General features: G+C 71.9%; 12 protein-coding genes. 2 read left to right on the top strand and 10 right to left on the bottom strand.

Annotated elements, in window-relative coordinates; translation table 11 throughout:
* Positions 1–70 precede the first annotated feature (70 nt).
* The 7 genes from ACMXN5_RS35455 to ACMXN5_RS35485 all read right to left on the bottom strand — a co-directional run bounded on the left by ACMXN5_RS35455 (position 71) and on the right by ACMXN5_RS35485 (position 6,800).
* On the bottom strand, positions 71–889 hold the full coding sequence (locus tag ACMXN5_RS35455; protein WP_439679000.1) for a hypothetical protein: 819 nt from the start codon (positions 887–889) through the stop codon (positions 71–73).
* A 25-nt stretch (positions 890–914) separates the two neighbouring features.
* On the bottom strand, positions 915–1,217 hold the full coding sequence (locus ACMXN5_RS35460) for a hypothetical protein (protein ID WP_439679001.1): 303 nt from the start codon (positions 1,215–1,217) through the stop codon (positions 915–917).
* A 2-nt stretch (positions 1,218–1,219) separates the two neighbouring features.
* Complete coding sequence (locus ACMXN5_RS35465) at positions 1,220–1,810, bottom strand: DUF6668 family protein (protein WP_439679002.1); 591 nt, start codon at positions 1,808–1,810, stop codon at positions 1,220–1,222.
* A gap of 111 nt (positions 1,811–1,921) precedes the next feature.
* Positions 1,922–2,266 (bottom strand): hypothetical protein, encoded by a 345-nt coding sequence (locus ACMXN5_RS35470; RefSeq protein WP_395794511.1) that lies wholly within the window; start codon positions 2,264–2,266, stop codon positions 1,922–1,924.
* A gap of 267 nt (positions 2,267–2,533) precedes the next feature.
* Positions 2,534–3,964 carry a hypothetical protein gene (locus tag ACMXN5_RS35475; protein ID WP_439679003.1) on the bottom strand — a complete coding sequence of 477 codons (1,431 nt, stop codon included), beginning with the start codon at positions 3,962–3,964 and terminating at the stop codon, positions 2,534–2,536.
* A gap of 349 nt (positions 3,965–4,313) precedes the next feature.
* Complete coding sequence (locus tag ACMXN5_RS35480; protein ID WP_439679004.1) at positions 4,314–5,192, bottom strand: tetratricopeptide repeat protein; 879 nt, start codon at positions 5,190–5,192, stop codon at positions 4,314–4,316.
* A gap of 621 nt (positions 5,193–5,813) precedes the next feature.
* Positions 5,814–6,800 (bottom strand): LysR family transcriptional regulator, encoded by a 987-nt coding sequence (locus ACMXN5_RS35485; RefSeq protein WP_439679005.1) that lies wholly within the window; start codon positions 6,798–6,800, stop codon positions 5,814–5,816.
* Between the two features lie 164 nt (positions 6,801–6,964).
* Here ACMXN5_RS35485 and ACMXN5_RS35490 point away from each other — a divergent pair, with 164 nt between their 5' ends.
* Positions 6,965–8,110: a Glu/Leu/Phe/Val dehydrogenase gene (locus tag ACMXN5_RS35490; protein ID WP_395794503.1), complete on the top strand. Its 1,146-nt coding sequence runs from the start codon at positions 6,965–6,967 to the stop codon at positions 8,108–8,110.
* Between the two features lie 101 nt (positions 8,111–8,211).
* Here ACMXN5_RS35490 and ACMXN5_RS35495 read toward each other — a convergent pair whose 3' ends face one another.
* On the bottom strand, positions 8,212–9,207 hold the full coding sequence (locus tag ACMXN5_RS35495) for a hypothetical protein (protein ID WP_439679006.1): 996 nt from the start codon (positions 9,205–9,207) through the stop codon (positions 8,212–8,214).
* 489 nt (positions 9,208–9,696) lie between these two features.
* Here ACMXN5_RS35495 and ACMXN5_RS35500 point away from each other — a divergent pair, with 489 nt between their 5' ends.
* Entirely contained in the window at positions 9,697–10,599 is a 903-nt protein-coding gene (locus ACMXN5_RS35500; protein WP_439679007.1) for a hypothetical protein, read from the top strand.
* A 39-nt stretch (positions 10,600–10,638) separates the two neighbouring features.
* Here ACMXN5_RS35500 and ACMXN5_RS35505 read toward each other — a convergent pair whose 3' ends face one another.
* Positions 10,639–11,832: a hypothetical protein gene (locus ACMXN5_RS35505; RefSeq protein ID WP_439679008.1), complete on the bottom strand. Its 1,194-nt coding sequence runs from the start codon at positions 11,830–11,832 to the stop codon at positions 10,639–10,641.
* Positions 11,819–12,835 carry a helix-turn-helix domain-containing protein gene (locus ACMXN5_RS35510; protein ID WP_439679009.1) on the bottom strand — a complete coding sequence of 339 codons (1,017 nt, stop codon included), beginning with the start codon at positions 12,833–12,835 and terminating at the stop codon, positions 11,819–11,821. The genes ACMXN5_RS35505 and ACMXN5_RS35510 overlap by 14 nt, the downstream gene beginning before the upstream one ends.
* Positions 12,836–13,048: the final 213 nt, after the last annotated feature.

The raw sequence follows: 13,048 nt of genomic DNA on the forward strand, positions 1-13,048 counted from the left end.
CCTCGATGCCTCGACCGGTGCCGCTCGTACGAGCGCGGTCGGAAGGTGCCCGATGCCGATCCGGGGATCGTCAGGGCGTCCACGCGACATAGCCGGCGCGTGACGGCACGGATCGAGCCGATGGGCGGCTGCCGTCCGGGGGCAGTTGCAGACGCCAGCCGTCGTCCCACACCACCGTCCAGGTGGTGGCGTCGAACGTGGCCGCGCGCTCGCGCATGCGGACCAGGGTGACCGTGGCCGCCTGGGCGGAGTAGCCCTCCACTCGGAAGCCGACGAACTGCGGCTTGTCCTCGTTCGCCGGACTCTCCGCCACGGCGCGCGAGGTCGCCGCGGACCGGGCTCGGGCCAGGAAACTCTCCCGCCCGGGGCCCGCGGCCAACATCGTGCCCGCGGCCAGCGTCGGGGATTCCGTCGTCTCGTACCGTTCGCTCGCCTGGGCCGCCGCGATCAGCGCGCCGACGGGGGTGTGCGCGTAGCAGCGCACCGTGCCGGAGTCGGCGAGGGCCGGGCCAGCCGCCCGCGACACCGGTAGTCCGACGCCGTGGTAGGGCTCCCACACCACGCCGTCGGGTTGCCGCGTGGTGGGAATGCTCTGGTCCTGGTCGGACAGGGCGGGACACCGACGTACCGCGTCGGCCGGACCCGCTCCGCCCGGTGCCGCCGGTCCGCCGGCACTCGTGGTCGACGAAACGCTCGGCCCCGATGTCGTGGCTCCCTCGGCGGCGCGCCCCGACGAGGGCGGCCCGTCGGGTTCGAAGACGACCACTCCGAGCGCGACGACGCACAGGAAGCCGAATCCCGCCGCGGCGGCGATGAATCCCCGTTGCGTGAACGGATTTCCGTCGTCCCCCATCCGGTCGCCGGACTTGTCCCGCCGTAGAAAGGCCACTGTCGTTCCCCGGGGACCCCTCGGCCTACTTCTTCACCAGCAACAACTGGGCGAGCGTCGCGGAGCTGCCGACCAGGATGGCGGCGACCATGATCCAGCCGAGGCTCATGATGTGCTCACCACTGCCGCCGCTCTTGTGCGACATGGCCATCCGCGCCGCGCAGGCGAGGACCGCGATCACACACACCACGGTGACGATCCACGCGCCGTAGCTGAGCAGGGTGTTGATGCCGTCGCCCAGTCCGGCGGGCGCGGTCGGCTTCGGGTCCTCGATGGTGTCCGATTTCCCGTCCTTGAACCCCGTGAGGGTCGCTGCGATCAAAGCCATTGTTACTCCCCGCTGTTTCGGTAGTTGGTGAGGTCGGCCAGTTCGGATGCCAACTTCCGTACGTCCTTGCCCGAGTTGCGCGCATCGGGCCACTCACCGAGCCGCCACGCCTCGTTCCATGAGACGCGCCACAGGCGCGGCACCCCTCCGGCGATCAACTTCAGCCACTGCTGGAGGCTCTTGGGCAGTGGACCGGGTGCGTCCGCCACGGCGACCAGTCCGAGCAGGTCTATCCCTTGCAACGCACCGGACGCCCACTGCCTCCCCGCGGTCTGCGCGGCGTGCAGGCCACCCGCATGGGTCCTGGCCACCAGGACCACCCCGGCATGTCCCCCCGGCGGGGGTATCGGCCACCCCCTGCCCTCCGCCGCGGCGCCCTGCGAAGCCGCCAGCGCGAGCGTGCTCTCACCCGCTCCGCCATGGCAGCCCACCCACCACCAGGGGGGTCGGGCCGACTCCGGTGGCGACCAGGTGGGCAGTCCGCCCGCTCCGGGCGGCGCGATGCCGCCTTGAGGAGCCTGCGGTCCGAGGCTGACATAGGTGGGCGCCTCCACCGCGGGTGCCGCCTCGACCACGACCGCGGCGCGGGGCAACCATGGGTTTTCCTTTGGCTCTTCCGTCCGACGTGACACGGGTCCCCCGGCGTTACAACGGTCGGCGAGGCGTGACGAGGACGGCCAAACACCGATCCCGAGGACGCCGGGTCACACGATCGCCTTCGCGATCGACGCCGAACTCCCGGCCAGGGCACAGGCAACCATGACCCAACCCGCGCCGAACAGGGTCCCCTCCGCGTCGCCGTCGCGATACGTCATCGCCAACTTGGCCGCGGACAGCAGGAATCCCACCACGCAGACGACGAGGACCATGTAGAAGCCGTAGTCGACGATCGTCTGCAACGGTCCCGCGAAGGGCACGCCCGTGCCGGGATCCGGAGGCAACGGCTTCTTGACGTCCGACGGCACGATGTAGGTCGGTGGCGGCGGATCGTCCATCGGCAGCAGGTCCCACGGCACGATGCATGTCTCCAAACGTTCGGCGTTCGGCATCGCGGCCCACCGGCGAGCCCTCTCGCGCGTGCCCTCGCGCGACGGACCGACCTCCACACATCGGTGTCGTCGGTGGCAACCGGCCGAGAGTGGGGTCTGTCACGAGATGGTGCTCCGTAGGACTGTCGGGGCCGAGTGATGCAAGGCGCACGCCGACAGTAGCCGGCCCCCTCACCACCCACTATCCAGATCGCGTGAGGCTCTACGCGCCAATGGGATGGCCTGCGCGCCGCGCCGCGCGTCCTCGGCCACGACCGTCCGGATCGATCAACTCCTGGGTTGAGTCGTGGGTTTGTTGCCCGCGGGGCACACCGGTTCGCCCCGGGCCACCCGCACCCCGTCGGCCTCCCCGATCAAGGTGGTCACCACGAAGCACGACGTGCTCGGGGCCTGCGCGAACACCGCGACGTGTTCGTCGGCGCCGACCAGGACACGCTCGATGAGACTGCCCGCCGGAGTCTGCGCCACGGCCACGTAGCCGCTCACGTTCCGCGCGTCGACCGGCGCCTCCCAGGAGAGCTTGAACGTCTTGTCGAAGCCGCTCACCGCGACGGAACGGGCCTGGCGGGCCGCGAGTTGGGCCTGGTCGACCGGACGCGCGGTCTGGGTGACCCATCCGCTCGCCGAGGCGGACGGATGCGCTGGGCCGGCGGGCCCCTTGGCCGCGGAAGGGGCCGGCTTCACGGTGCTGGGCAGGGCCGGCCCGGCGCTCGGTTTCTTGTCCTCGCCGCCGGCCAGCAGCACCACGCCCACGACCACCACCAACAACCCGGCCGCTCCCGCCGCCACCAGGAGCATCGGCTTGAACTTCCGGCGGTCCGACTTCTCCTCGGCCCATTCCCAGTCGTGCGCGCGCGGGAAGTAGCCGGCCGTCGCCGCACCGTCCGAGCCGGTCGCCGGCTCCTGGTCGGCGACCGGGTTCGCGCCGGTGGGCGACGGGATGTCGTAGGTCGGCTCGTCGTCGTCGAGGCCGGCGTAGGGCGAGACGTAGGGGGGCGGTGGGTCGTCCGAGTCCACCGACGTCGGGGGGAGGGCGGCCTGTCGCGGCGGCGGGTCCTCGTCCAGGTCCTCGTAACCGGCGTACGGCGAGACGTAGGGCGGCGGATCGGCCGGGTCGCTCCCGGCAGCGGACGACGCGGGGGAGGTCGTGGGGGTGCCGGCGGTCGACGTGGTGGGGATGGTGGCGGGCGGTTCGGGGGTCGCGACCTCGGCGGCCGGGGGCTCGCCGACCGAAGGCTTGGCGAACCGCACTTCGGTGCCCCCGGGTTCGGGTTCGGCCGGTGGGGCGGTCGGGGACGAGGCGGCGAGTCCATTCCCGACCGGGGCTGCCTCCGGGGACGGCGCGCTCGGTGGTGCTTCATGCGAAAGCGCGCTCTTGGGCCACCACAGGGGAACCGACGCCCGGTGCGGGGGTGTCCACCCTCCGGCGGACCGTGCGCCGGCCGGCGTCGCCGCAGCCGCCTCGCGGTTCGCCGCGTCCGCCGCGGGCCACCAGTCCTCGTCCGGCGGCAGCAACCCGTCGCCGGTCGCCGACTCGGGGTTGTGCGGGGCAGGGGCGGGAGCGGGCCACCACAGGTCGTCCGGAGGGATCAGCGCGCTCGGCGTGCGACCCGCCGGTTCCGGCTCGCGCGGCTCGAGGTCGCCGCGGTCGTATGTGCTCGTGACGCCGTTCCCGGCACCGTCCGGACGCTGGACCATCAGATCGTCCCACCTCGATGAGTCGTCGGCCCGAGGACCGCTGCTGACAGGGACTGCGCCGCCGGGCGACGGGTCGTGCCCGCCTCGCGCCGTCGCGACCGGTGCCCGGGCGGGATCGTCCAGGCCTGCCCGGACCGGGTGCGGGCCTTCCGGGCTCGTACCGATGAGGCGACGCGCACCCATGTGACCGGGCCGGCGGCGGTGTTCGCCGATGCGGGGTTGAAAGTGCCCGCGCTCGCCCCCGGTCGATGCCGTCGGACACCGCCCCAGCGGGAGTATGCCCCACGGACCGTCCGCCCGGCACGGCACCGGCCGGGCCCCGGGTATCGAATCCGGGCGACTCGGGCCGTCAGTCCAACAGACGCAGCTCTTCCAACCAACGCCGAGCGACCTCCGTCGCCGGGTCGTCGGCTCCGTGAACTCGTACCTGGGCCCGCAGCACCGAGGGGCCGACGTCGAGGCCGGCCCGCAGCCGTGCCACGCGCCGCCAGCTGGTGTACGCGTTGCCCGCGAGCCGCCGGAGCACCGCTTCCGATTCGGTGTCCGCCTCCGGCTCCAGCACCAGCTCCGCGTAGATCCGGGCGGCCAGTTCGGGCTCGCCGCTCAGGGCCGCGACATATGCGCGCACTTCCCGGGCGCCGCGCGGAGGGTGGGGGTCGTCCGCGATGAGTTGCTCGGCGCGGGCGCGCGCCTCGGTCCAGTCCCCGGCCTCCACCGCGGCGCGGATCCGTACGAGCAGGTCGTGTCGGTGCTCGGCGGCGGCGGGTTCGGGGGCGGATTCGGCCACGGGCGGCGCTGCCGCGGACACCGCCGGGGGTGCGGGCACGGGCGCCTGGACGGGCTCGACACCTCTCGCACGCGGGACCTCGACCGTCTCGAACCGCACCGGCGCCGCGGCGGGTTGCCGGCCGGCCGGCCGAGCGGGAGCTTCCTCGACGGGGGCCCCCGGCGGACCGGGCCGGGCGTCCGGAGTCGGGTGTGCGTCCACGGCCGTCACCTCGCCGTCCACATCGACGATCAGCGGCCATCGGGTGCCGTCCGCCTCCACCGCCACGGCGCGGACCGGCCGACCCAGGCTCAACGCCTTGACCGAGACCCAGCGAATCGCCTCCGCGCGGGCGAACTCCGGTGGCGCGGGCACGAGAACGCCGTCCACCGCCGTCTCGCCCCGGTCGGTCATCTCGATCACGGTCACCGGTATGGCCGGCACCGAAGCCGGGTCGATCATGTGCGGCTCCCCCCTGGATCCTCGACGCGCGCCGAGCACGCGCCGTCCGGTCTCGAGCGAGACCTCCCTGCGCGCCCGACAGTGCGAGTCGGCGCGCGCATCGGGGACACCATAGGGCCATCCGCGTCCAAGGGCGCGTATTTCCACGCCGAAATCGGAATGCCGCCGGTATACCCCGGTCGCGCAGAATGGATATTCGCCACCCGTCCTTGACGTCGGGATCCGCGCTTTGCTTCACTGTGGCGGGCGAATGGATCGGTAATACGGCACCGCCCCTCTCTTCCGGCCGCCGACCGCGGGCCGTCCGGCTCGCGGCAGTCGGCGCCCACGGTGGAGCGACGCTCACGCGTGATCGCGTCGGGTGGCACCGGCGGACCGATCGGTCCGATTTTCTCCCGATTTGGAGGCGGTACCCCTCCCGTAGTCCCCTTGAAGCACGTGCCGGAGTTCCGCTCCCACCGCACGTCCGCTCCCCGAGCGTCGCGCCCTTCCCAATTTCCCGCGACATTTCGAATCGGCGATCACGGCCACCGCCGGACCGCCGTCTCGAATATCGGAAACCCGACCCTACACCGGAAAAGAAACCGGTCCGGGTCACGCGTCAGACGTCGGTCGAACCGATCAAACCGCCTTCTCGAGGTCGGCTACCGGGGCCGCTTCCTCTTCGGGCGTCGACCGGATCGACTCGTCGGCGCGCACGAAACGGCCCTGCAGGCATCGCCCGGCGAGCACGAACGCGTCCAGGGCGGCCTTCAGGAGCGGATTGTGGTTGGCGGTGCGATACAGCGCGAACACCCGGCGGTGCGACGGGGTCTGCGCCAGCGGTATGGCGACCATGCCCTCCCGGGGCTGGTAGGCCAGACCGGGCACGATGGCCACCCCCGCGCCGGCCGCGACCAGACCCTGGACCACGTCGTAGTCATTGCTCCGGAAGGCCACCTTGGGGGCGAACATGTGCGCCGCGCAGATCCGGAACAGGCTGGTGGCACCCGCGGTTCCCGGCCTGCTGGCCACCCAGCGCTCTTCGGCCAGGTCCGCGAGGTCGATCCCGTCGGCGCGCCGCAGCGCGTGATGCCCGGTCGGTACCAGTAGGACCAGCGTCTCCTCGATCAGCGGGAACACCGTGAGTTCGACGGGCCACACCCGCGGCACCAGGTCGTAGGCGAAGACCAGGGTCAGGTCCAGGTCGCCCTTTTGCACCTGCGGCAGCAGGTCGTCGGGCTCGGCCTCGTCGAGCAGGATCTCCGCGCCGGGATGCGAACGGGTCAACTCCGCCACCGCTGACGGGACCAGGCGTTCCCCGGCGGTCGGGAAGGTGCCCAGGCGCAGGCGCCCGCTGCGGCCCTGGACCACGTCGCGGATATCGCGCTCCAGGCTGTCCAGCACGGCGATCGACTCGCGGGCCCGTTCGGCGATCGTGAAGGCCATCCCGGTCGGTCGGATCCCGTGCGCCTCGCGCTCGAACAGCGGCGTGCCCACCGCCCGTTCCAGTGCGGCGATCTGTTGGGACACGGCGGAGGCCGTGTATCCGGTGCGGCGTGCGGCGCGGGCGAACGATCCGGTGACCACCACCTCGACGAGCGTGCGCAGATGCAGGGGGTTGAGCATCACATGTCCTTGGCCTGGCTCGAACGGGGGTTGAGCATCAGAGTTCCTTGCCCTGGCTCGAAAGAGGTCGCGGTCTGGCGGATCTTGGCACCCGTGGTGTCGGCCACGACGCTGTTGGAGCACGTCGACCGAATCGATCGTTGGGCCTCGAGGAGTGCTTCGCCATGTCGGATGTCCTGTCGCTGATGGATCAGTGGGGGCCGGAGAAGGTCGTCTCCGTGTCGCACACCCGAACGGGTATGAAGGGCGTGTTGGTCATCGACAACACCGCCCGTGGGATGGGCAAGGGCGGTACCCGGATGTCCCCGACGGTGACCACCGGCGAAGTGGCCCGGTTGGCCCGGGTGATGACGTGGAAGTGGGCCGCGGTCGACCTCTTCTACGGGGGCGCCAAGGCCGGGATCGTCGGCGATCCCACCGGTCGGGACAAGGAGGCAGTACTGCGGGCGTTTGCCCGGGCGTTGTCGAACGAGGTGCCCGCCGAGTACGTGTTCGGCCTGGACATGGGGTTGACCGAGGACGACGCCGCGATCATCCAGGACGAACTGGGCGACCGCGGGGCCGCGGTGGGCACCGATTCCGTGCTGGGCGGGGTGCCGTACGACCGACTCGGGGTGACCGGGTACGGGGTCGCGGAGGTGGCCGACGCGCTGGCCGCGCGCATCGGCCTGCCCCTGGCCGGGGCGCGGGTGGCGATCCAGGGGCTGGGCGCGGTCGGTTCCGCGGCGGTGCGCCGGTTCGCCGAGCTGGGCGCGACGGTGGTCGCGGTCTCCTCTGTGCACGGGGCGTTGTACGACCCGGCCGGTCTGGACGTCGAGCGCCTGTCGCGTCTGCACGCGGAGTTCGGCGATCTCGCGGTCAAGGAGTACGCCGGCGGGGTGGTGCAGGCGTTGGGGTCCGAACTGGTGGTGCCGGCGGAGGTGTTGGTCCCGGCGGCGCTGCAGGACGTGATCGACGAGAAGGTGGCCGATCGCATCACCGCCCGCTTGGTGGTGGAGGGTGCCAATCTGCCCACCTCGCCGGCCGCGCAGCGCGTCCTCGCGGAGCGCGGGGTCGTGGTGGTACCCGACTTCATCGCGAACGCGGGTGGCGTGGTGGCCGCCGGGTTCGCGATGGACGCGCGGTATTCCGCGTTCCGGCCCGACGCGGAGGTGATCCGGGCGAGCGTGTCCACGAAGTTGCGGGAGAACGCGGTGCGGGTGTACGAGGAGAGCGCGCGTCGTGGGGTCACGTCGCACGAGGCCGCCCGCGCGTTGGCGCAGGAGCGGGTCCTGGCGGCGATGCGGCTGAAGGGGCGGGTGGCCTCCTGACCGTGGCGTCGCGGCGCGAACTCCGGCTTCGGGTCCGCCCGTCGGCGTGCGCGACGTGCTCGCGCGGTGGCGCCGGCGAGGTTCCCGGGAATTCATCCGGCTCAGGTGTGGGTGTCCACGGACAGCGGCGTCTGGCAGAAAGTCTCGATTTCCTCCTGGAGTTCGCGCACCCGCGTCTCGCGCACGCGCATGGGCCGGCGAAGACGCCCGTGCACCAGCATGACGAGGGAGCGCAGTCCGTCGACGCGCCAGGACGGTTCGATGCGCAGCACGGGGCGCAGTGCCTGGGTGGTCGCGTCGATCTCGTCCAGGTTCGCGTAGGCGAGCGCGATGGACACCCGGGCGATCATCTCGTCGGTGCTCGAATAACGTTCGGGTGTGATCGCGGCGTACATGCCGAGCGCGGTCTCGCCGCATTCGATCGCGCGGCGTTCGGCGCCGGGGATGAAGACCCGGGTCAGTGCCTCGTAGGCGCTTTGTTCGGCCGGGTCGAAGGCGAGCAGGCCGCCGATCTCGTCCAGTTCGTCGCGGCGGCCCAACTTGCGCGCGTCGGCCGCCTCGCGCAGTGCCGCCGAGGCGGCGAGGGCGTCGCCGAGGGTGGCCTGGGTGAGGGCGACCAGGGAGTGCAGCCAGACCGATGCGGTACCCACCCCCATGTCCCGTACGGAGGCGCCCAGTCGGGCGTAGCGCAGTGCCTCGTGGACCCAGCCGGCGCGGTAGGCGATCAGCGACTGTACGCCGCGAAGCCAGACCTCGGCGCTGGGGTCCCGCGCCTCCACGACCGCGTCGAGCAGTCCGGCCTGGGCCATCGCCAGTGCCTCGCGCGTGTCGCCGAGGTCGTGCAGGGCCCATGCGGACACACCGCGCGCCAGCGCCTTGGTCAGCGGGTCCACGCGCGAGTCGTCGGGGTCGCCCGGTGCCCGCAGGGTGGTGGCGTGTCGCCGGACGGCGACCAGTTCCTCGTGGATGCTCGGCAGGGCGGTGTGCGGGTACACCGCCGCGAGCCGCCGGATCGCCGCGGCCGTCCGGGCCGGGGACGGGAACTCGATCGTGTCCCTGGGCCCGCCGAGAACGTCGACCTTGTTCGTGAGTTTCATGCGTCGTCTCTCCGCCGATGCGAGATCGTGCCTGGCGGTTGCCAGGATCCCGGCGCGCGGGGGATGCGCAAAGGTCGCCACGGTTACCCGTTCTCGGTAAACCGAAAGGTAACCGCATGGAATGCGGGACATTGCGGACCCGGGCCGCCGGGTCGCCCCCGGCGGGCGGCGGTCCGGGGGTGTCGACGGATGGTAATACGCCGGAAACATCGATGCCGTGAATCGGCTGCCGGGAAATATCGGAACCCAAGGGTTCGACGTCGAACTGTTGCGCCGTTCGAGGTCCCGTCGCTGTTCGTCGAACGCTGTCCTATGTATGCTCCGATTCTGTTCCGCTCGGTTCCGCCCCGTTTCATTCCGGCCGGGGTCGCCGTCGACGGCGCCGAAGGCATTCGATCGCGCCTCCGTGGATCGGCGCCGTAACCGGATTTCCACTGCGCGTCACCGTCGTGTCGCGTAAGAGCCGATTCTGATATCGAGGAGCCTTTCGTGGCAATTGACGTCGCAGCCGATCAACCCGTCGTCCTCGTCGAGATCTCGGCCGATCACTCCGTGCGCGTGGCCGGCGAGGTGGTCGTCGTGGCCCCGGGAGGCGATCCGCGAGGGGCCGCGCTCGCGGTGGTCGCCGAGCGGGCGCGACTGCTCGGGCAGCCGGTGCGAGTACACGCCCGGGAGCCGGACGGCACGATCTTCCCGTTGGACGTCTACGCGGATCGCTCGATCGCCGAGGCGGGGGCACCGATCCCGGCCATGCGTCGTCGCGGCATATTCGGCCTGCGTCGACCCGGATCCTCCTCGGCGGCCGAGCCGACCGAAACCGAGGTCGCGCCGCCGCCGACGGTGGCACCGTCCGCGCCGACCGGGGCCGGGACCGACGTGGCGCCCCCCTCGTGGACCCCGCCGCGACCGGCCGCGAACGCACATCCGCCGGCCCCCGCGCCGCACACCTTCGGCGCCGGCGTGCCGACACCCGGCGCCGAACAGCGCCGACTCCTCGACCTGATCCGGTCGGCGATGGGCACCGGGGACCACGCCGGCGCCTTGACGCTGGCCGCCGAGTTGGACTCCCGCACGGGCACGACGGCGGCCGGTCCGGCGGAGCGATTGGCCGCGCGCGAGGTCTACGGATACGTGGCGCTCGCCACCGGGCACCCCGAGGTGGCGGTGCGGTTGTACGCCGAGGCGGCCACACTCGGTGACGGCGGGGCCGGGGACGCGCCGGCACGGATGGCCGCCAACGCCCACTTTTGCTGGCTGCGCGTAACCGACCCGGTCGCGGCGGACGCGGCGGGCGCGTTGGTGCTGCACGCGTACGCCGTCGGCGGGGTCACGGATTCGCCGGGGGCACGCGCGGCGCGGCGGCGGCTGACGGCGGCGCGGGCCGGCTCCTGAGCGGCCGACCGGGCCCGATCATGGGCCCGGTGGGCGGGGTCAGGGTTGGGCAAGCGGACGCGGCGGCGGCGGGTTTCCGCTGCCGCCGACGCGCGGCCCCTCGGCCCAGAGGCGGTGCAGGTCGTCGGGGGTCAGCGGGCTGCGGTAGGCCGCGCGCACCACCTCGTGGGCCACCGGGCCGCCCTCCTCGATCAGTCGGACGAACCAGTCGAATCCGGCGGGATACGCCCACAGGTAGGAGCGCAGGAGCGGGTTGGCCCCCCGGTCGCCGATCAGGTCCGCGATCTGCTGGTCGTCCCAGAACGGCACCCGCGCGCGGGCGTGCGCCGCACACGCGCCGACGCCGACGCCCCGATTGATCGCCAAGTGCAGTTCGCTGCGCACCAGTTGCAGATAGTGGTCCAGTCGTACACGGGCGATCAGCACGTCGTCGTCGGGTGCCACGAGCAGCGGCATCGCCTGGGCCAGGCCCTCCAGGACCACCTGGGTGGGCCCGTGTACGGACAGCACCCGCACCCACGGCACGTCCTCGCCGCCGCAGCGGTCCGCGAAGCTCGCCGCCTGGAGGCCGTGGCCGAGCACCTCGTGCAGGGCGAACTGCCGGGTGCCGGCCCGGGTGAAGCGGGCGTTGCGCGGATTGAGCCGCAGCCGCACGTTCAGCCCGGCGCCGTCGAGCCAGTAGGCCCAGTAGGCGTCGACGTCGACACATTCGATGCTCAGCTCGTACGCCGCGTGCGCGCCGGTGAGCGCACGGACGGCCGGCTCGTACGCGGCGGTGTCCGCCCGGATCCCGGCGGACACCTCCTCGGGGGCCACCGGCTCCTCCAGGACGCGCAGATCCCGATCGGTGGCCCCGTGCCAGCCGATGCCCAGCTTGTCCAGGAGCCGCTGGGCCAGCAGGCCGCGTTCGCCGACGTAGTCGGCCGACCAGCCCGCGACCGCGCATCCCTGGGTGGCCCGCACATACGGACCGAGCGCCGGCCGTTCGCCCAACTGCGTTCCCAGATAGGCGAGATCGGCGGCCAGCCGGCCGGCCAGGCCGGGCACCTCGGCCACCTCCGGCGCCGCCGCGAGCGCGCTCAGCCGCGCGTACACCTCCAGCCGGCTGCCCGCGGCCGGCACCGGATCGGCCGGCGGAAAGAAGTCGAAGTCGATGATCGCGGCACCGCCCCGCTCGATCTCGAAGCGGTGCCAGGCGCGGATCGCCGCCTCGACCTCGTCACGCACTGTCATGAACCACATCCCAACGCAGCGTCACGTATTCGTTGGCGACCAGGTCCTGCCTGGAGAGCGTCACGTGCAGTCGGTCCTCGTCGAGGCTCCAGCGGGTGTGCTGGGTGATCGAGTTCTCCGAGCCGTCCGGATGTTCCTCGACCGCGCCGCACCCGCGGAACTCGGCGACACCGTGGTGGGTCACGCTCAGGGAGAACTGCCGCGTGGGCCGCGCGATGGCCTGGTGCCAGTACGTCGCATCCACGAACAGCCCTCCCTCGCAAACGTATTCGATGACGGTAGTCTCCCCGGGCGGCACGGGGGGCGAGATCTGGCAGGCGAACTTGGTCAGCCCGGTGGTGTCGTACAGCCGCTGGATCGCGATCTGCCGGTCGCAGGCGTCGGTGGGGGTGATGGTGAGCCGGCCTCGGGTGCGCTCGAACCACAACTCCCGGACCATCCGGGTGAGCGGGCGGCCGGTCAGGTTGAGCACCACCTGGCGGTAGGTCAGCCGCACGTGCCCGTCCCGGTCCACCACGATGTCCACGTCGAGCGAGAGTTCGACCGCGTCGCCGAACGGGTGCGGCGCGTGCGGGGAGGTGTCCCGGGGGGCCGGCTCCCAGTAGTCGGCCACGCCGCGCTGCCCGGGCTCGCGGCGGTCGGTGCCGGCGCTGCGCGGCGCGGGGAGCGGGGTCCCGGGCGCGACCGGGTCGGGCGCCTGCGCGGGCACGTCCTCCTCCCACGGCTGCGGGGCCAGACCCAGCATCTCCCCGGGAATGCGCAGGCCCTGGGAAACACGCTCGACCACGTGCTGTTGGCGGACCTGAGCCCTTCCCTTGACGTAATCGGCGACGCGACTCGGCGTCATCTCGCACAGCCGCGCCAATTTGCTCAGAGTAAATCCGAGGTCTTCCTGGGCGAGCCGGAATATGGCCCCCAGATCGCGGTCGGCGCAGGCCCTGATCATGGCCGGGGTGGCCAACAACGCGGTAGGCAGCGGGTTTCGGTCTTCAATTTTCGACATTCTGAGCCCCCGTGACTGAGCCGACCCTACGCGGCCCACGTAGTTACCGGTGAATTTACCAGTCCTAGGTAACGTCCTCGACCTTATGTCGATTCCCGCTCCGATACACAATCTACAAACCGGCGTTCAATCGAACGCGGTCCGTGACATTCGAATGTCCCAAACGATCGGCGGACGCAATGCGGGACGGGCAAATGGGGCCGACGGGTACGT

The sequence above is a fragment of the Embleya australiensis genome (genome assembly GCF_051903075.1).
Taxonomy (GTDB): Bacteria; Actinomycetota; Actinomycetes; order Streptomycetales; family Streptomycetaceae; genus Embleya.